Annotated in this window: 18 protein-coding genes; 7 read left to right on the top strand and 11 right to left on the bottom strand. The window is 67.7% G+C overall.

Annotation, left to right across the window (positions count from 1 at the left end):
- Window positions 1–11 precede the first annotated feature (11 nt).
- The gene (locus tag GTH22_RS00915) at window positions 12–797 is read right to left on the bottom strand and encodes an inositol monophosphatase family protein (protein WP_252942669.1); all 786 of its coding nucleotides are present in this window, start codon (window positions 795–797) and stop codon (window positions 12–14) included.
- A 62-nt stretch (window positions 798–859) separates the two neighbouring features.
- Entirely contained in the window at window positions 860–1,768 is a 909-nt protein-coding gene (locus GTH22_RS00910; protein ID WP_252942668.1) for a LysR family transcriptional regulator, read from the bottom strand.
- Between the two features lie 93 nt (window positions 1,769–1,861).
- On the opposite strand from GTH22_RS00910, the gene metF reads away from it, so the two are divergent.
- A complete protein-coding gene (gene metF / locus GTH22_RS00905) occupies window positions 1,862–2,731 on the top strand; it encodes a methylenetetrahydrofolate reductase [NAD(P)H] (RefSeq protein ID WP_252942667.1) in 870 nt (289 codons plus the stop codon).
- A 34-nt stretch (window positions 2,732–2,765) separates the two neighbouring features.
- Here metF and GTH22_RS00900 read toward each other — a convergent pair whose 3' ends face one another.
- From GTH22_RS00900 to GTH22_RS00885, 4 genes are read right to left on the bottom strand one after another with little or no spacing between them, the layout of a single operon-like run.
- Window positions 2,766–3,443, bottom strand: a complete 678-nt coding sequence (locus GTH22_RS00900) for a class II aldolase/adducin family protein (protein WP_252942666.1) — start codon at window positions 3,441–3,443, stop codon at window positions 2,766–2,768.
- Window positions 3,433–4,299 (bottom strand): VOC family protein, encoded by an 867-nt coding sequence (locus GTH22_RS00895; RefSeq protein ID WP_252942665.1) that lies wholly within the window; start codon window positions 4,297–4,299, stop codon window positions 3,433–3,435. The genes GTH22_RS00900 and GTH22_RS00895 overlap by 11 nt, the downstream gene beginning before the upstream one ends.
- The gene (locus GTH22_RS22230) at window positions 4,296–5,156 is read right to left on the bottom strand and encodes a VOC family protein (protein ID WP_252942664.1); all 861 of its coding nucleotides are present in this window, start codon (window positions 5,154–5,156) and stop codon (window positions 4,296–4,298) included. The genes GTH22_RS00895 and GTH22_RS22230 overlap by 4 nt, the downstream gene beginning before the upstream one ends.
- 18 nt (window positions 5,157–5,174) lie before the next feature.
- On the bottom strand, window positions 5,175–6,647 hold the full coding sequence (locus tag GTH22_RS00885; protein ID WP_252942663.1) for a 2-hydroxymuconic semialdehyde dehydrogenase: 1,473 nt from the start codon (window positions 6,645–6,647) through the stop codon (window positions 5,175–5,177).
- A 164-nt stretch (window positions 6,648–6,811) separates the two neighbouring features.
- On the opposite strand from GTH22_RS00885, the gene GTH22_RS00880 reads away from it, so the two are divergent.
- The 6 genes from GTH22_RS00880 to GTH22_RS00855 all read left to right on the top strand — a co-directional run bounded on the left by GTH22_RS00880 (window position 6,812) and on the right by GTH22_RS00855 (window position 13,898).
- Complete coding sequence (locus GTH22_RS00880; protein WP_252942662.1) at window positions 6,812–7,594, top strand: fumarylacetoacetate hydrolase family protein; 783 nt, start codon at window positions 6,812–6,814, stop codon at window positions 7,592–7,594.
- 159 nt (window positions 7,595–7,753) lie between these two features.
- Window positions 7,754–8,860 (top strand): AI-2E family transporter, encoded by a 1,107-nt coding sequence (locus GTH22_RS00875; protein WP_252942661.1) that lies wholly within the window; start codon window positions 7,754–7,756, stop codon window positions 8,858–8,860.
- Window positions 8,861–8,864: 4 nt separating this feature from the next.
- The gene (locus GTH22_RS00870; RefSeq protein WP_252942660.1) at window positions 8,865–9,539 is read left to right on the top strand and encodes a DnaA/Hda family protein; all 675 of its coding nucleotides are present in this window, start codon (window positions 8,865–8,867) and stop codon (window positions 9,537–9,539) included.
- Window positions 9,540–9,590: 51 nt separating this feature from the next.
- On the top strand, window positions 9,591–11,765 hold the full coding sequence (locus GTH22_RS00865; protein WP_252942659.1) for an RNA degradosome polyphosphate kinase: 2,175 nt from the start codon (window positions 9,591–9,593) through the stop codon (window positions 11,763–11,765).
- Window positions 11,766–11,822: 57 nt separating this feature from the next.
- Complete coding sequence (locus GTH22_RS00860; RefSeq protein WP_252942658.1) at window positions 11,823–13,364, top strand: Ppx/GppA family phosphatase; 1,542 nt, start codon at window positions 11,823–11,825, stop codon at window positions 13,362–13,364.
- Between the two features lie 15 nt (window positions 13,365–13,379).
- Window positions 13,380–13,898 (top strand): hypothetical protein, encoded by a 519-nt coding sequence (locus GTH22_RS00855; protein WP_252942657.1) that lies wholly within the window; start codon window positions 13,380–13,382, stop codon window positions 13,896–13,898.
- A gap of 24 nt (window positions 13,899–13,922) precedes the next feature.
- On the opposite strand, the gene GTH22_RS00850 is transcribed toward GTH22_RS00855, so the two are convergent.
- Genes GTH22_RS00850 through GTH22_RS00830 form a run of 5 tightly spaced genes read right to left on the bottom strand, consistent with a single transcriptional unit; the run spans window position 13,923 to window position 17,175 of the window.
- Window positions 13,923–14,321, bottom strand: a complete 399-nt coding sequence (locus GTH22_RS00850) for a hypothetical protein (protein ID WP_252942656.1) — start codon at window positions 14,319–14,321, stop codon at window positions 13,923–13,925.
- A 37-nt stretch (window positions 14,322–14,358) separates the two neighbouring features.
- Entirely contained in the window at window positions 14,359–15,396 is a 1,038-nt protein-coding gene (locus tag GTH22_RS00845) for an endonuclease/exonuclease/phosphatase family protein (protein ID WP_252942655.1), read from the bottom strand.
- Window positions 15,393–16,067, bottom strand: a complete 675-nt coding sequence (locus GTH22_RS00840) for a molecular chaperone DjiA (RefSeq protein WP_252942654.1) — start codon at window positions 16,065–16,067, stop codon at window positions 15,393–15,395. Before GTH22_RS00840 ends, GTH22_RS00845 begins: the two co-directional genes overlap by 4 nt.
- A gap of 32 nt (window positions 16,068–16,099) precedes the next feature.
- Entirely contained in the window at window positions 16,100–16,579 is a 480-nt protein-coding gene (locus tag GTH22_RS00835) for a GNAT family N-acetyltransferase (protein WP_252942653.1), read from the bottom strand.
- Window positions 16,567–17,175: a VOC family protein gene (locus tag GTH22_RS00830; RefSeq protein WP_252942652.1), complete on the bottom strand. Its 609-nt coding sequence runs from the start codon at window positions 17,173–17,175 to the stop codon at window positions 16,567–16,569. The genes GTH22_RS00835 and GTH22_RS00830 overlap by 13 nt, the downstream gene beginning before the upstream one ends.
- Window positions 17,176–17,248: the final 73 nt, after the last annotated feature.

The following is a 17,248-nucleotide window of genomic DNA, read 5'->3' as shown; positions in this document are numbered from 1 at the left end:
GCGGCCGCTTGTCAGCCCCGAACGAGCTTTGCGAACTTGCCGAAGATCTCGGTGTTGGCGGCGATGATCGAACCGCTTTCCAGCACCCGCTCGCCCGCGTCCATCGCCTCGACGAAGCCACCGGCTTCGCGCACGATCAGCTCGCCCGCGGCAATGTCCCACGGGTTCAGGCGGCGTTCCCAGTAACCGTCGAGCCGTCCGGCGGCGACATAGGCGAGGTCCAGCGCGGCGGCCCCCCAGCGGCGCACACCGGCGCAGGTGGGCAGCAGGCGGCCGCAGGCCTTGAGGGTTTCGGGCAACTCGGGGCGGCCACCGAAGGGCAGGCCGGTGGCAAAGATGCTTTCGATCAGCTTGTCGCGGCCCGACACCCGAAGGCGGGTCTCGTTCATCCAGGCGCCGGCGCCCTTTTCGGCCCAGAAGCACTCGTCCTTGGCCGGGTCGTAGACCACGCCCGCCACGACTTCGCCCTTGTGTTCCAGCGCGATCGACACCGCCCAATGGGGCAGCCCGTGCAGAAAGTTGGTGGTGCCGTCCAGCGGGTCCACGATCCAGCGGCGCGTCGGGTCTTCGCCATCCTCGCCGCCGCCTTCCTCGCCCAGCCAGCCATAGGTCGGCCGTGCGCCCATCAGCTCGTCCTTGACGATCTCTTCCGCCCGCATATCGGCCCGCGACACGAAATCGCCCGGCCCCTTGGAGCTGACCTGCAGGTTCTCCACCTCGTGAAAGTCTTTCACCAGCGAACGGCCGGCCTTGCGGGCGGCCTTGATCATGGTGTTGAGGTTAGCACTGCCCGTCATCATCCGGCTCCTTTGGCACTCAAGGCCGCGCGTATAGGCCGGAATGGCCCCGCTGCCAAGGGCTACCCCGCGCGTTGCAGCTTCAGCGGCTCGGTCCGCGCCAACCGCAGGAAATGGGCCATGTAGGGCTTGCTCGCCTCCTCGCTGCGGGTGGCGGCATAGAGGCGGCGGGTCAGGCCGGTTTCGGTGAGCGGGCGGGTGATGTAGTCGTCGCTCTTCAGCGTAGCCCGCAGCACCCAGTCGGGCAGCACGCTCACGCCGCGCCCCGAGGCCACCAGCAGCAGGATCACCGCCGTCAGCTCGCTCTGGCGAACCTGCCTCGGCTGCACCTTGGCCGGCGTCAGAAACTGCGAGAACACATCGAGCCGCGCCTGGTCGACCGGATAGGTGATGAGCACCTCGTCGCGCAGATCCTCCGGCGAGATCCAGGCCTTCTCGGCCAGCGGATGCGAGGCGGCGGCCACGAAGGTGGGCTGATAGTCGAACAGCGGCGCAAAGCCGATGCCGGGCAGATCCTCGGGGTCGGAAGACACTACGAGGTCGACCTCCTCGCGGTTCAGCGCCGGAAGCGCATCGAAGGCGAGGCCCGGGCGCACGTCCACATCCACATCCGGCCAGGCCCGGCGAAACTGCTCCAGCACCGGAAACAGCCACTCGAAACAGGCGTGGCACTCGATGGCAATGTGCAGCCGCCCGGTCTTGCCCGAGCGCAGCGCCTTGAAGTCCTGCTCCAGCGCCTCGATCTCCGGCAGGATCTTCTCGGCCAGCTTCAGCAGCCGGTGCCCGGCGGCAGAAAGCTTCAGCGGCTTGGAGCGGCGCACGAACAGCTCGACCCCCGCCTGGTCCTCCAGCCCCTTGATCTGATGGGACAGTGCCGATTGGGTGATGTTGAGCATATCGGCCGCGCGCGCCAGCCCTCCGGCCTGGTGGATCGCGCGGACACTGCGCAGGTGGCGGAATTCGATATGCATATGAAACTCATGATGGTGTTGAGAGTTATGAGCTTGTTTCACATCCACGCAAATGCGACAACCAAAACCGACCTAATACATATGAGACCCGTCATGCCCGCCGCTCCTTCTGTTTCTTTCGAGTTCTTCCCGCCGCAGAGTCTCGAGGCCTCTTTCCGCCTCTGGGACACGGTGAACGTGCTCGCTCCGCTGAACCCCTCTTTCGTTTCCGTCACTTACGGCGCCGGCGGCACCACCCGCGAGCTGACCCGCGAGGCGGTGGCAACGCTGCACAAGTCGTCGGGCCTCAACGTGGCCGCGCATCTCACCTGCGTCGACGCGACTCGCGACGAAACGCTGGGAATCGCCCGCGGCTTCCACGAGGCCGGCGTGCGCGAGATCGTGGCGCTGCGGGGCGATCCGCCCAAGGGCTCGACCGGCTTCGAGCCGCACCCAGAGGGCTTTGCCAACGCCTGCGAGCTGATCACCGCGCTCAAGGACACCGGCGACTTCAAGATCCGCGTCGGCGCCTACCCCGATCCGCACCCCGAGGCCAAGGGCGACGGGGCCGATGTGTCCTGGCTCAAGCAGAAGTTCGAGGCCGGGGCCGATGAGGCGATCACCCAGTTCTTCTTCGAGGCCGAGACGTTCCTGCGCTTCCGCGACGCCTGCGCCGCGGCGGGCATCGACAAGCCGGTGATCCCCGGCGTGCTGCCGATCGAGAACTTCAAGAACACCGCCCGCTTCGCGGCCCGCTGCGGCGCCCATGTGCCCCAGTGGATGGTGGATGCCTTCGAGGCCGCCGAGCGCGACGGGCGCGAGGAGCTTCTGGCCACCGCGCTGGCCACCGAGCTCTGCACCGAGCTGCTGGATGAAGGCGTGGAGCACCTCCACTTCTACACCCTCAACCGCCCCGGCCTGACCCGCGACGTCTGCCGCGCCATCGGCGTGCAGCCCGCGCAGGCACTGGAAAACGTGGCCTGACCTCGCCACCCCGTAGGGCGGGACTTGTCCCGCCTTACCTGCCCCCCTCAGGGTCTCCGAAGGTCAGGTAGTCCCACATCCGCTCCATGATCCGCCCGCCCCAGGTGTCGCGCTGCGCCGCCTCCTCGGGCGTCACCAGCAAGCCCTCGTGCCCGCTCGCCAGCACCTCCAGCTCGATCCGCGCCGCATCCTCGGCATACCAGGCCAGCACCACCGCCTCCTCAATGCTTTCGCCCACCGTCACCAACCCGTTGCCGCGCATCACGCCGGCCCGCATTCCTGCCATCTGCGCCGCCAACGCCTCGGCGCTCGCATCGTCCCGTATCAGCAGCGGCGAATCCCAAAGCGCCATCCCGGCTCTGAAATAGGCCCCCATCCCGTGCCGCATCTGCGGCACCAGCCCCAGCGTCGAAAGCGCCATGATCTTCGGCGGCATGCTCCGGGTGATCCCACCCGCCTCGGGGCGCGCCTTGTAGAGCTGCTGATGTATCCGCACCTCGCCCAGCACCCCTTCCGGCAGCGGGCCGTGCACCGGCACCACCGTGCCAGCCGCGCCGACAGGCACCTGCCCCATCGGCACCGGCGCGCAAACCAGAAACTCCTCTGCTGAAAGCCGCAGCGAGCAATGCCCATAGGCATGGGCCAGCCCGGCCCGCCCCAGCGCACGGGCCGCCATCCTGAGCTTCACCTCACGCACGGCTTCAGTCGTCATCGTCACGGAACTCGGCAATATCGGGCTTGGCGCCCCACTTGCAAAACCCCTTCGGCTCCGCCGGAAACTGCCGCTCGCGCCAGAGCAACTCATCGGCGATCTCGGCCACACCGGAGGAATATTCAAACACCATCCCGTCCGGCCCCTCGAAGTAGAGAAACTTCGCCGTCGACGTCGGATGCCGCCCCGGCCCGAAGACCATCCGCACATCCCGCTCGACCAGAAAGTTGAAACTGCGCTGAATGTCATCCGCGCTTTCAACCTGATGATTTATATGCTGAATCCCCTTCCGCTGCGCCGGAAACAGCGCAATCGTATGATGCACCTCGTCGATCCGCAGCAAGGGCGCATCGCCGATCCGGTCGCTCACCCGCGCGTTGCACACCTTGGTCCAAAAGGCCTCGTCCCGCGCCAGATCGGTCGAGCACAGGCCCACATGGCTGAACCCGGTAATCCCCGCATCCCGCGTGCCATGATACCGCTGCCCGCTCATCTCGGGCCGCACGGCCAGTTCAATCCGGTTGCCGGTCGGGTCATCGAACCCGATGAAGGCCCGCACCTGCCGCAGCCCCGCCTCCTCGGGCGTGCCCAGATGCACCCCATGGCCCAAGGCCTCCAACGCGGCGGCGGCCTCTTCCAGCTCGCCCTCGCTCGCCACCTCGAAGCCGACCGCGTGGTCACTCGGGTCGCCGTCGAAGTAGCACAGCGTATGCGCCCGCGCGTCGCTCTTGAAATAGGCCGCCCCGCGCCGCCGTTCGGCCACCTCCAGCCCGAGGTAGTCGCGGGCAAAAAATTCCGCCCCCTCAAGGTCGCGCGTGCCCATTCGGACATAGCTCACATCGCGTAGAGAAATCATGGCTCCCCCCCGTATTCCGGCACCGAACTCCGGCTCCCCCAGGCGCAAAAACTGCCCGGAGCCTGCGCAAACTGCCGCGCCAGCCGATCCTCCCGCGCCGCGCCCTCGGCGACATAGCCAAACAGCATTTCGTCAGGCCCGCGAAAGCCGATGAACAGCTCCCCCGAGGCAGGCCGCCGCCCCGGCCCCGCCACCACCGGCACCTGATGGGCTTGCATGAAGTATCCGGCCTGCATCACCTGATCCATGCCCTCCACTTCAAACTGCATTTCCAGCAGCCCGTCCCGCCCGCTCGGCAGGATCGTCACCCGGTGGTGCGCGCCGTCGATCGCCAGATAGGCCCCCTCGCCTATGTAATCCGTCACCTGCGCCCCCAGCACCTCGCACCAAAGCGCGATATCCGCCTCAACCTCGGTGCTGGCAATCACCACCCCGGCAAAGCCGCATATCCCGGCGTCTCGCGGCCCGTGATAGCGCCATCCGCTGCTAAGCGGACGAACCACCAGCTCCAGCGCCAGCCCGCCGCGCAGCCGCACGCCCGCCATCTCCCGGCACCGTCTCTCGGCGCAATCGCCCGCGCTGCCGCGCCACACCTTGTGTCCCCGCGCCACCAGCCGCTCGACGACCGCCGCCATCGCCGCCTCGTCGCGCAGCTCCAGCCCAAGCGAAGCGCCCTCGCCATCGCCCCCGGCCCGCTGCACCAGTGCCAGCGCGTGATCGCGGAAGTCCGAGCGAAACAGCGCCAGCCCCTCCTCCGTCGCCGCCACCGGCTCCAGCCCGACGATCCGCTCAGCAAACTCCGCCGAGCGCGCCAGGTCGGCCACGCCGAGCCGCACATAGCTTAGCTTCTCGATCACGATTGCAGCCTCCCGCGTTCAGAGCTTCACGCAGATATTGCGCGTCTCGGTATAAAACTCCAACCCATGCACCCCGCCCTCGCGGCCAATGCCCGAATGCTTCATACCGCCAAAGGCAGTGCGCAGATCGCGCACGAACCACGAGTTCACCCATGTGATCCCCGCCTCAAGCCGCGCCGCAACCCGATGCGCCCGGCTCACGTCCTGCGTCCAGAGCATCGAGGCAAGGCCATAGGGCGTGTCATTGGCCCGCGCGATCACCTCCTCCTCCTCGTCGAAGGGCGCGATATGCACGCAAGGCCCGAAGATCTCTTCGCGCACCACAGGGCTGTCATCGCCCAGCCCGGTCCATATCGTCGGCTGCACCCAGTTGCCCCCCGCCAGCGCGCCCGACATCTCCAGCCGCCCGCCACCGGTGATCACCTCGGCGCCGCCAGCGGCTGCCTTTTGGTAATACCCCAGCACCTTCGCCGGATGATCGCTTGGGATGAGCGGCCCAAAACTGGTGCCCTTGTCAAACGGATCGCCCGCCACCAGCGCCTCGGCCTTCGCCTTCAGCCCCGCCACAAACTGCTCGAACACCGGCCGCTGCACGTAAAGCCGCTCGGTCTGCAAGCACACCTGCCCGCCGTTCATGAACACCGCCCGCGCGCTCTGCTCCAGCGCCGCCTCCATATCGGCATCGGCAAAGATCACCCCCGCGTTCTTGCCACCCAACTCGAAGCTCACCGGCCGCACACCCTTCGCCGCCGCACACATGATCGCCTCGCCCGTGCGGGTCTCGCCGGTAAAGGTGATGCCATCGACGCCCGGATGCTCCGTCAGCCATTGCCCGGCGGCATTCGGCCCCTTGCCCTGCACCACGTTGTAAACGCCCTCCGGAATGCCCGCATCGCGGATCACCTCGGCCAGCAGCGCCGCCGTAGCGGGGGTTTCCTCCGAGGGCTTCACCACCACCGTGTTGCCGCAGGCCAGCGCCGGGCCGACCTTCCATGTCATCAACAGCAGCGGCAGGTTCCACGGGCAGATCACCGCGATCACCCCGCGCGGGCCGCGCAGGGAGTAATTCAGCGCATCCCGCCCGTCCGGTGCCACGAAGGGAAACGCCTCGCCCGGCGTGTGCTTGAGCACCTCCGCAAAGGCGCGAAAGTTGGCCGCCCCGCGCGGAATATCGAGATGCGAGGCCATGCTCACCGGCTTGCCGGTATCGAGGATCTCCGCCCGCAGAAACTCCTCCGCCCGCGCGTCGATCCCGTCGGCAATCGCGTGCATCGCCTTGGCCCGCTGATCCACCGTCATCCCGCCCCAGGGCCCTTTCAGCGCCGCCCGCGCCGCCGCCACCGCCTCATCCACCTGCGCCGCGCTGGCCGCCTGCACCAGCGCCACAACCTCGCCCGTCGCCGGATTGATGTCTTCAAACAGCTCCCCGGCCTCGGGCACCGCCCTGCCTCCGATGAAGCTTGAAATCCGCGCTGCGCTGCCGCCGTCCATGGCCTGCCTCCCTGAGTTTGCGCCAGCCTAGGTCTACGCCAATTCGCGGTCAATGAAATTATCGACGATTTCAATATCACCGATAAAAACACAGGTAGTTAACACGTTATCTCTTGGCAAACCGCCGCCACCATGGCTACAACACTCCAAACGGAGGACACCCAATGCTGACCGAAGACCAACGCGCCAAGGCCGTCGCCTCGCTGCTCGAAAGCCACCGCACCAAGATCCAAGGCGAGCGCCCCTCGGCCATGTTCCCCGAGATCGCGCTGGAAGACAGCTACGCCATCTCCTCCGCCGTCGCCGAAGCGCGGGTGAAAGAGGGCCACACCATCGTCGGCCACAAGATCGGCCTCACCTCCAAGGCGATGCAGGCGGCGAGCAAGATCGACGAGCCCGACTTCGGCTATCTCTTCTCCGACCAGCTCCTCGCCGATGGCGCCAAGGTGCCCTTCGAGTCCTTCTGCAAACCCCGCGTCGAGCCCGAACTCACCTTCGTCCTGCACTCCCCCCTCAAGGGCCCCGGCGTGCAACTGATCGACGTGCTCCGCGCCACCGAATGGGTGATCCCCTCCATCGAGATCATCGACGCCCGCGTGACCGAACCCCGCAAGATCTTCGACACCGTGGCCGACAACGGCGCCGGCGCCGGCATCGTCCTCGGCGGCCGCCCGATCAAACCCGACGCGATGGACCTGCGCACCATCGGCGCCATCTTCTACCGCAACTCCGAAATCGAGGAGACCGGCCTTGCCGCAGGCGTCCTCGGCCATCCGGCCATGGCCATCGCATGGCTCGCAAACAAGCTCGGCCCCTACGGCACCGAGCTGAAACCGGGCGACTACATGCTTTCGGGCAGCTTCACCCGCCCGGTCCACGCGCAGAAGGGCGACACGCTCCACGCCGACTTCGGCCCCCTCGGCTCGGTGGCGGTGCAGTTCACGTAGGGCGGGACTTGTCCCGCCATGCCAACGGCAACACCCCGGCAAGCCGCGCCGGGGTGACAATGAGCCCGCCTTAGCGCCAAGATCGCCCCCGGCCCGCCGCTGCCCTTGCGCCCCGTTCCCTCACGGGCAATATGGGGCCGCAACACGACAAGGGGCAAAATGGCACTTCCCGTCCGCGATCAGGCCAAATACTGGACCGTCGCCGCGCTGATCTTCTTCGCGGCCCTCTACCTGCTGGGCGATGTGATCCTGCCCTTCCTGCTCGGCGGCGCGGTGGCCTATTGCCTCGATCCGGTGGCAGATCGGCTCGAGCGCCTCGGCCTCCACCGCATCCTCGCGGTCATCCTCATCTCGGTCGTCGCCCTGCTGATCTTCGTCCTCGGGGCGCTGCTGATCCTGCCCACGCTGGTCGAACAGTCGATCTCGCTGTTCAAGGCCGCCCCGCAGATCTTCTCCGACCTGCGCAACTTTCTGAACACCAGCTTTCCTTCCTTGATGGATGGCGAAAGCACGGTGTCAAAGTCGCTCTCCACCCTGGGCGAAACCATCCAGTCCCGCGGCGGCGAGCTTGTGACCTCGCTGGTCGCCTCGGTCTCCGGCATCGTCAACGTGCTGGTGCTGCTGGTCCTGGTGCCCATCGTCGCCTTCTATCTGCTGCTCGACTGGGACCGCATGGTGGCCAAGGTCGATGACCTGCTGCCCCGCGACCACGCCCCCACCGTCCGCCACCTCGCCGGCGAGATCGACAAGACGCTCGCCGCCTTCATCCGCGGCCAGGGCACCGTCTGCCTCGTGCTGGGCATCTTCTACGCCGTCGCGCTCATGGCCGTGGGCCTCAACTTCGGCCTCGTCGTCGGGGCCGTGGCCGGGGCGCTCACCTTCATCCCCTACGTCGGGGCGCTGGTCGGCGGGGCGCTGGCCATCGGGCTCGCTTTCTTCCAGTTCTGGGGCGAATGGTGGTGGATCGGGGCTGTGGCCGTGATCTTCTTCGTCGGCCAGTTCCTCGAGGGCAACGTGCTCACCCCCAACCTCGTCGGCCAATCCGTCGGCCTGCACCCGGTCTGGCTGATCTTCGCGCTCTCCGCCTTCGGCGCGCTCTTCGGTTTCACCGGCATGCTGGTGGCCGTGCCCGTGGCAGCCTCGCTCGGGGTCATCGCCCGCTGGGGGATCCAGCAATACAAACAGGGCCGCCTCTACCGCGGCACCGAAGAGGCCCCGCCGGCCACCGTCGCGGTCTCCCACGCCGACACCCCCGACAGCGAGTAGGCCCATGCCCCGCCAGCTCCCGATAGACCTCCCGGTGATCGAAGCCACCGGGCGCGATGCCTTCTTTGTTGCCCCCGCCAACGCCGATGCCGTGGCGCTGATCGACGACAGCGGCAACTGGCCGGGCGGGCGGCTCCTGCTGAGCGGGCCGGAGGGCTCGGGCAAGAGCCACCTCGCCGCGATCTGGGCCGCCGATACCGGGGCCACCGCGCTCGCCGCCGAAGATATCGCCAGCCTCGCCCCGCCTGCCCCGGGCGCGGCCCTGCTGGTGGAGGACATCCACCTGCTGATGGGCAGCCGCAGCCGCGAAGAGCCGCTCTTCCATCTGCTGAACCGCGCCGCCGACGCCCGCGCCCGCCTGCTGCTGACCGCCCGCGAGCCGCTGCCCGCCCCGGTCCTGCCCGATCTCGCCACCCGGCTCTCGGCCACGCCCCGCGCCCGCCTGCACGCCCCCGACGACGCCCTGCTCACCGCCCTGCTGGTGAAGCTCTTCGACGACCGACAGCTTGCCCCCACCCCCAAGCTCATCGCCTACCTGCTGGTCCACATGGAGCGCTCCTCCGCCGCCGCCCGCCGCACCGTGGCCGCGCTCGACCGGCATCAACTCGCCACCGGGCGCAAGCTCACCCGAAAACTGGCCCGCGAGGTCTTGGATGGAGAGGTAAACTCGGGCACATAAGAGCATGAAAAGCGTCATATAATCGTGACCTTGCGCGCCTAAACCCCAGCCATGACAAAATCCGACTTCCTCACCGCCCCCTATCCCGCCCCGGTCGACCTTCCCGAGGTCGACATCACCGGGCCCTCGCGCTTCTACAATCGCGAGCTGTCCTGGCTCGGGTTCAACTGGCGGGTGCTCGAAGAGGCCGAGAATCCGCGCGTTCCCCTGCTCGAACGCATCCGCTTCGTGTCGATCTCGGCCACCAACCTCGACGAGTTCTACACCGTCCGCGTCGCCGGCCTGCGCGAGCTGGCCAATGCCGGCAACACCACGCCGGGGGCCGATGGTCTCAGCCCCGCCGAGCAGCTCGTGATGATCAACGCCGACGCCCGCAAGCTGATGGCTCGCCAGCAGGAAACATGGGCCGCCCTGCGCGGCGAGATGGAAGCCAACGACATCTCCCTGCTCGACGCCAAGAGCCTCACCAAGTCCGACCACGCTTTTCTGTCCGAGTATTTCCTCGCCCAGGTCTTCCCCGTGCTCTCGCCGCTCGCCATCGACCCGGCGCACCCGTTTCCCTTCATCGCCAACACCGGCTTCTGCCTCGCCCTGCAGCTCGAAAGCGAGCACTCCGGGCGCAAGCTCGATGCCATCCTGCCGATCCCCCATCAGGTCGACCGCTTCATCGCCCTGCCCGCGACCGAGGGCAAAACCCGCTTCCTCCCGCTCGAGGTGCTGCTGCGCCTGCACATCGGCTCGCTGTTTCCGGGCTACAAGGAAAAGGGCTCCTGCACCTTCAGGGTGCTGCGCGACAGCGATCTCGAACTCGAGGAAGAGGCCGAGGATCTGGTGCGCGAGTTCGAAACCGCGCTCAAGCGGCGCCGTCGCGGCGAGGTCGTGCGCCTCAACATGTCCGCCGGGGCACCCCGGGCTCTGAAGGCGCTGATCATGCGCGAGTTGGAGGTCGATGACGAAGAGGTCATCGAGACCGATGGCATCCTCGGCGTGGCCGACCTCAAGGAGCTGGTCATCGACACCCGCCCCGATCTGCTCTGGCCCAACTTCACCCCCCGGGTCCCCGAGCGGGTGCAGGACCACGAGGGCGACATGTTCGCCGCGATCCGCCAGAAGGACATGCTGCTCCACCACCCCTACGAGACCTTCGACATGGTGGTGCGCTTTCTCCAGCAGGCCGCGCGCGACCCCGACGTGGTGGCCATCAAGCAAACCCTCTACCGCACCTCCAAGAACTCCCCCATCGTCGAGGCGCTCTGCGAGGCGGCCGAGGATGGCAAGTCGGTCACCGCGCTGGTCGAGCTGAAGGCGCGCTTCGACGAGGCCGCCAACATCCGCCAGTCGCGGCGTCTGGAGCGGGCCGGGGCGCATGTGGTCTACGGCTTCATGCACTACAAGACCCATGCCAAGATCAGCACGGTGGTGCGCCGCGAGGGCAGCGAGCTGGTGACCTACACCCACTACGGCACCGGCAACTACCACCCGATCACCGCCCGCATCTACACCGACATGTCGCTGTTCACCTGCGACAAGGCGCTGGGCCGAGACGCGGGCAAGGTCTTCAACTACCTCTCGGGCTATGCCCAGCCCGGCGCGCTCGAAAACCTCTCGATCTCCCCGATCTCGCTCAAGCCCACCCTGCTCAAGATGATCGCCGCCGAGGCCGAGCACGCCCGCGCCGGCAAGCCGGCCGAGATATGGGCCAAGATGAACTCGCTGATCGAACCCGACGTGATCGACGCGCTCTACGCCGCCTCCCAGGCCGGGGTGAAGATCAGCCTCGTGATCCGCGGCATCTGCGGCGTGCGCCCCGGCATCAAGGGCCTCTCCGAGAATATCCGCGTCAAGTCGATCGTCGGGCGCTACCTCGAACACTCCCGCATCGTCTGCTTCGGCAACGGCCACGGGCTTCCGGCCAAGAAATCGCGGGTCTACATCTCCTCCGCCGACTGGATGGGCCGCAATCTGATCCGCCGGGTCGAAACCCTCGTGGAGTGCACCAACCCCACCGTGAAGGCACAGATCACCGAGCAGGTCATGGCCGCCAACATGGCCGACACCGCGCAGAGCTGGGTGATGAATCCCGATGGCAGCTTCTTCCGCCCCGAGATCGACAAGGGCACCCAGCCCTTCAACTGCCACCGCTTCTTCATGGAAAATCCGTCGCTTTCGGGCCGCGGCTCGGCGGGGGCCAGCGACGTTCCCGAGCTGACGCACTCCAAAGATTGACCTTTGCCGCTCGCGCCCTCTATCACAAAAGAGCGTTAATCGCCCCGGGGAGACAACATGGACGGATCTGGCGAACAGCAGCGTGGCTGGGGCCCTTTCGGACGCCCGATTTTCGACCACCCCGACGCCCAGGCGCTGTCGCGCGTCGGTGTGATCGACATCGGCTCGAACTCCGTGCGTATGGTCATCTTCGACGGCGCGGCCCGCTCTCCGGCCTATTTCTTCAATGAAAAGGTGATGTGCGGGCTGGGTGAAGGCATGGGCGAAACCGGCCGCCTCAATCCCGAGGGCCGGGTGCGCGCCCTCGCCGCCATCCGCCGCTTCCACGTTCTGGCACGCGGCATGGGCATCCCGCCCCTCACCGCCTGCGCCACCGCCGCCGTGCGCAATGCCGATGACGGCAAGGCCTTCTGCGAGGAGGTCGAGGCCGCCACCGGCCTCAAGGTCTATGTGGTCGACGGCGAGGAAGAGGCGCGTCTTTCCGCGCAGGGCGTGCTCGTCGGCTGGCCCGGCGCCACCGGTCTGGCCTGCGACATCGGCGGTTCCTCCATGGAGCTCGCGCTGCTCGAAGACGGCGGCGTGGGGGCACGCGCCTCCACCTCCCTCGGCCCGCTGCGGCTGAACACCATCAAGGGCGGGCGCAAGGCCCGGCGCGCCGAGATCGACCAGGTGCTGAACCGGCTGTCCGAGCGGATGCCCCAGCATAAGCGCCTCTACCTCGTCGGCGGCTCCTGGCGGGCCATCGCCAAGATCGACATCCTGCGCCGCGGCTACCCGCTGCACGTGCTGCACGACTATCACGCCACCCCCGCCCAGCTGCGCAAGACCCTCGACTGGCTGCGCGGCCGCGACCTCGAGGAGGTCCGCTCCGAGGCCGGCCTCTCCTCCGCCCGTATCGCGCTGGTGCCGATCGCGGGCGAGGTGCTGCGACGGCTGATGAAGACCTTCGGCACCAAGGAAGTCTGGATCTCGGCCTACGGCATTCGCGAGGGCATGCTCTACGAGCAGATGTCCGACCTGATCCGCGCCCGCGACCCGCTGATCGAGGCCGCCCGCTTCGACGAGGTGCAAAACGCCCGCGTCCCCGGCTTCGGCCGCACCCTCTACGATTTCGTGGCGCCCCTGTTCCGCTCGGTGCGCCCCGAAAAGCAGCGCCTGATCAAGACCGCCTGCCTGCTGCACGACGTGTCATGGCGGGCGCACCCCGACTACCGGGGCGAGGTCTGCTTCGACAATGCCACCCGCTCCAACCTCGGCGGCATCGACCATCAGGGCCGCGTCTTCGTCGGCCTCGCCCTGCTGCACCGCTACCGCAACGCCGCGCCCGGCTCCCACCTCGCCCCCATGGTCGAGCTGCTCTCCGACAAGGACCGGCAGATGGCGGTGGTGCTGGGCAAGGCCATGCGCTTCGGCGCCATGTTCTCGGGCAACAACCCAGAAGCCATGTGCCGCCTCGACTATCGACCCAAGAAGAAAGAGCTCAACCTCGTGCTCCCCCGCGCCGCCGCCGATCTCTACGGCGAGGTGGCCGAAGCCCGGTTCAAATCCCTCGCCACCGAGCTCGGCTGCAATTTCGAGGTGCGCCTTGCTGGCGACTGACCGGATGAAAACCCCATGACAGACTGGCCCACCACCCTGCGCCTGCCCTACTTCGACGGGGCCGAGGTGCCCTTCGAGGTCACGCCCGAGGCCGCCGCCCATGGCACCGAGACCGTCACCCGCGCCATCGCCGCCTTCACCGGCCTCACCGCCGCCGACCGCCTGGCCGATAGCCTGCACGTCTACAACTACTACCGCGACTTCCACGCCGCCGTCGGTGGCGAAGACTGGCTCGACGCCGAAATGGGCGTGCCCGAAAGCCCCTCCGAGATCTGGCCCCACGTCACGCCGGGCCCCCTTCAGCTCACCGTCGACCATTACGCCGAGGGCAAGCCGCTCTACATGGTCATGGAGGCCGAATGCGCCTGGGAAGAAGAGCACGGGCTGATGATGGTCTGGAAGGGCGGCGCGCAGCTCACCAAGACCGGCGGCTACGATGGCCACGTGAGCAATGCCAACGCCTACGCCAACGATAAACTCGCCGGTGTCGTCTATTCCGCGAGCAATCCCGCGCTCACCACGCGCCGCGACTAGGCCGCTGGGCAGCCCCCACCGCCCCTAAAGCTCGATCTCGCCCTCCGGGTCGAAATCGGGCGCCGGCCGTCCCGGCGCGCGCTCCATCTCTTCCGGCGTCTTGCGCCGGATGATGATATCGCCGTTCGCCAGCTTCTCGGGCGGGTGATACTGATCGAACTCGCCAATCATTTCAGCCAGTTCCGCCATCTTCGGACCCAGCGTCTCCGCCAGGTCGCGCATCATCGGCTCCATCTCCCGCGCCATGTCTTCCAGCGCGGGCTCCATCTCTTCGGCAAGGCCGCGGAAGAAGAGCATCATCCCCTCTTCCACGAGGTTGAAGCCCTCATCCATGTCGCCACGAGGCCGCTCTTCGGCCTCCTGCGCCATGGCCGGGCCGAGGGCGAGCAGGCTCGCAAGGGTCAAGGCAGCTAGGTGTTTCATGGCGCCAATATAGGCGCTGGCGCGTCACATTTCAAAGTCAGAGCGCCAGATCGACACTCACCGGAAAGTGGTCGGAGGCCGTCACCAGCGCCTCGCGCAGCTCCGGCAGGGCATAAATCGCAGGGTCGTCAAAGGGATGCCAGATCCGCCAGCCCTTCGCCTTCTCCGCCAGCCCGGGCGAGAGCATCAGGTAATCGAGCAGCGCACTCAGGTAGCGGCCCTCCTCGCGCAGGTAGAACCGCGCCGAGGTGTCATGCGCCTGCATCACGCCCCCCGCCATCGCCAGCCGCGCATGCGGGTCGACCAGACGCCGGGCTTCGGGTTGATCCGCGCCCAGCACGATCTCCATCCCCGAGCGCCCGAACAAGGCTTCGTATTCATCCAGCCCCGGCCCGTCGTTGAAATCCCCCGCCACCACCAGCGCCTCGCCCCGCGCCAGATGGTGCTCCACCCGGCGCCGCAGCCAGATCGACTGCGCCAGCTGCTTGCGTCGGTTGGCAATGGAAATCCGCGTCGCATCGGCCTCCGAGCGCGCGCCATGGGGCGCCTTGCTCTTGATATGCACGCCAATCAGCCGCACCGGCTCGGCCAGCCCCTTCAGTCGCAGCTCCGCCTCAAGCGGCGGCTTGGAAAACCGCACGAGGTCTTCGCGCGCGTCGATATCAAGGTCGATCCGGAACACCCCGTCAAAGCGCGGCGCGCCCTCATGCCCCTTCTTGCCGGTCTCCTCGCCCACCGGATCATGGCGCGCCTCCACCGTGTCCGGGTCATAAAGCAGCGCCAGCTCCTGCTGGGTGTCATTGGCAAAGCCCACCAGCGCCTTGCGCGCCCTCAGCCCGAAGGCCTGCGCAAACCCCTCCAGCGCCGCCTCGGTCCGGCGCGGCGCCTTCCAGTCCGGCGCCTCCACCACCAGCACCGCATCGGCATCCAGCGCCGTGAAGACCACGCCCAACGCCTCGAGCTGCGCCGCGCGGGTCACGTTCCAGCGGGCCGACCACTCGCCATCGGCCAGCGGCGCGCCCGCCTCGTCGAACAGCGCGTTGAACCATTCCACGTTGTAGGTCGCCAGCCTCACGGCGCGTTGATCTCTTCCCAGGCCCGGTTCACCGCGATCATCCGCTTCTCGGCCATCCGCACAGCCTCCTCGGGCACGCCCCGCGCCATCATCACGTCCGGATGGCTCTCGCGCACCTGTCGCTTCCATGCGGCGCGAATCTCGTCCTTCGGCGCATCAGGCGACACCCCCAGCACCGCGTAGGGGTCCGGCTCGGCATCGGGCACAAACCGCGCCCTGAGCGAGCGAAACTCCCGCTCGCTCACCCGAAAGATCGCCGCCACCCGCGCCAGAAAGTCATCTTCCTTGGGATGATACTCGCCATCCGCCATGGCGATATGAAACAGCCCCTCCAGCAGGTCGGCCAGCACCCCGTGGCGGTCGTCGAACATCCGCGCAATCCGCGCCGCATATTCCTCGAACCCCGCCACATCCTGCCGCGCAAGGTTGAAGACCCGCGCCGCATTGGCCTCCTCGGCGGGCGGAATGCTGAAAACCTCCCGAAAGGCCGTCACCTCGTCCTTGGTCACCTGCCCGTCGGCCTTGGCCATCTTGGCCCCCAGCGCGATGACGGCGATGGTAAAGCCCACGCTGCGCTCCGGCGCGGTGCGCAGCTTGTCGAACACCGCCGAAAGCCCCTCGCCAGCGGCAAGGGCCGAAATTGCATCACCTATCCGGGTCCAGATCGACATGGGGGTCACCTTAGCGGCCCGCGCCGGGCGGGTCACAAGAATTTCTGCATCAGCACAAGGTCATGCCAGCGGTCGAACTTGCGCCCCACCTCGCGCAGCCGCGCCACCTCTGCAAAGCCCAGCGCCGCATGAAAGGCCAGGCCCGCGCCATTCTCGCCGCTCACCCCCGCAAAAACCGAGTGCACCCCCGCCGCCTTCGCATCATCGCACAGCGCCGCCATCAGCGCCCGCCCCGCGCCCTGCCCCTGCGCGGCCTCCACCAGCGCGATCGAGTGCTCCACGGTGTGCCGGTAGCCCACCCCGCCCCGGAACGGCCCATAGCTGGCATAGCCCAGCACCGCGCCGCCCGCCTCGGCCACCCAGAAGGGCTGCCCCGCCGCCATCTGCGCGGCAATCTCTCCGGGCGTCTTCTCCACCGAGTTGAAGGTCACGACAGTCTCGCGGATCACATGGTTGACGATCTCGCAGATCGCCGCCGCATCCCCCGGCCCCGCCCGCCTTACCTCAGCCACTTCGGCCCTTCGGGCGTGTCGATCTGCGCCGCCAGCCCGGTGTCGCCCGCCGTCAGCATCACCCGTGCGTCCTCCAGCCCCAGCGCGTCCAGCGCCGCCACCTCGGGATGGGCCACCACCAGCCGCTTCAGCGTCAGCCCCCGGTCCGGCAGCTTGGGCGCCGGATGCGGTCCCTGCCACTCGATCAGCGCCGGATGCAGGTTGTCCAGCGGCAGCACCCCATCCTGCGGCACCGCCATCGCCCAGCGATAGGCGCCGCGCTGCAAGGCCATCGGCACCCCGGCGCCGGGAAGCGCCGCCACCGCCGCGTCAAGATCGTCCACCCGGCACACCCAGCGCCCCAGCACCGGCGGACCGGAAAACCGGTCGAGGTCAAACCACCGCGCCCGCCCCGGCGCGGCTCCCTCCGGATCAATCGCGATCACCTCCAGGTATTCCTCGCCGCCCAGCGACAGCAGCGCATTATGCGTCCCAAAGGCCTCATGCACCCCGCCCGGGTCACAGGTCACGCCCAATGCATCCCGCACATGCGCCACCCCCTCCTCCAGCCGCGTGCAAAGCACCGCGATATGGTCGAATGCGATTCCCAGCTTCATTTTCTTGCTCCAAATACTCTCCCCGACCCTGCCGCGCGCGCGCCGCCGGACGCAAGGTACAACGCCGGCCAAG

Origin of the sequence: Oceanicola sp. 502str15, assembly GCF_024105635.1 — a bacterium.
GTDB lineage: Bacteria > Pseudomonadota > Alphaproteobacteria > Rhodobacterales > Rhodobacteraceae > Vannielia.
This window is presented reverse-complemented; position numbering and strand designations above follow the sequence as displayed.

Coding starts and splice junctions, on each gene's coding strand:
- GTH22_RS00915 (WP_252942669.1), bottom strand. CDS start 797: ATGACGGGCAGTGCTAACCTCAACACCATGATCAAGGCCGCCCGCAAG.
- GTH22_RS00910 (WP_252942668.1), bottom strand. CDS start 1,768: ATGCATATCGAATTCCGCCACCTGCGCAGTGTCCGCGCGATCCACCAG.
- metF (WP_252942667.1), top strand. CDS start 1,862: ATGCCCGCCGCTCCTTCTGTTTCTTTCGAGTTCTTCCCGCCGCAGAGT.
- GTH22_RS00900 (WP_252942666.1), bottom strand. CDS start 3,443: ATGACGACTGAAGCCGTGCGTGAGGTGAAGCTCAGGATGGCGGCCCGT.
- GTH22_RS00895 (WP_252942665.1), bottom strand. CDS start 4,299: ATGATTTCTCTACGCGATGTGAGCTATGTCCGAATGGGCACGCGCGAC.
- GTH22_RS00885 (WP_252942663.1), bottom strand. CDS start 6,647: ATGGACGGCGGCAGCGCAGCGCGGATTTCAAGCTTCATCGGAGGCAGG.
- GTH22_RS00880 (WP_252942662.1), top strand. CDS start 6,812: ATGCTGACCGAAGACCAACGCGCCAAGGCCGTCGCCTCGCTGCTCGAA.
- GTH22_RS00875 (WP_252942661.1), top strand. CDS start 7,754: ATGGCACTTCCCGTCCGCGATCAGGCCAAATACTGGACCGTCGCCGCG.
- GTH22_RS00870 (WP_252942660.1), top strand. CDS start 8,865: ATGCCCCGCCAGCTCCCGATAGACCTCCCGGTGATCGAAGCCACCGGG.
- GTH22_RS00865 (WP_252942659.1), top strand. CDS start 9,591: ATGACAAAATCCGACTTCCTCACCGCCCCCTATCCCGCCCCGGTCGAC.
- GTH22_RS00860 (WP_252942658.1), top strand. CDS start 11,823: ATGGACGGATCTGGCGAACAGCAGCGTGGCTGGGGCCCTTTCGGACGC.
- GTH22_RS00855 (WP_252942657.1), top strand. CDS start 13,380: ATGACAGACTGGCCCACCACCCTGCGCCTGCCCTACTTCGACGGGGCC.
- GTH22_RS00850 (WP_252942656.1), bottom strand. CDS start 14,321: ATGAAACACCTAGCTGCCTTGACCCTTGCGAGCCTGCTCGCCCTCGGC.
- GTH22_RS00840 (WP_252942654.1), bottom strand. CDS start 16,067: ATGTCGATCTGGACCCGGATAGGTGATGCAATTTCGGCCCTTGCCGCT.
- GTH22_RS00830 (WP_252942652.1), bottom strand. CDS start 17,175: ATGAAGCTGGGAATCGCATTCGACCATATCGCGGTGCTTTGCACGCGG.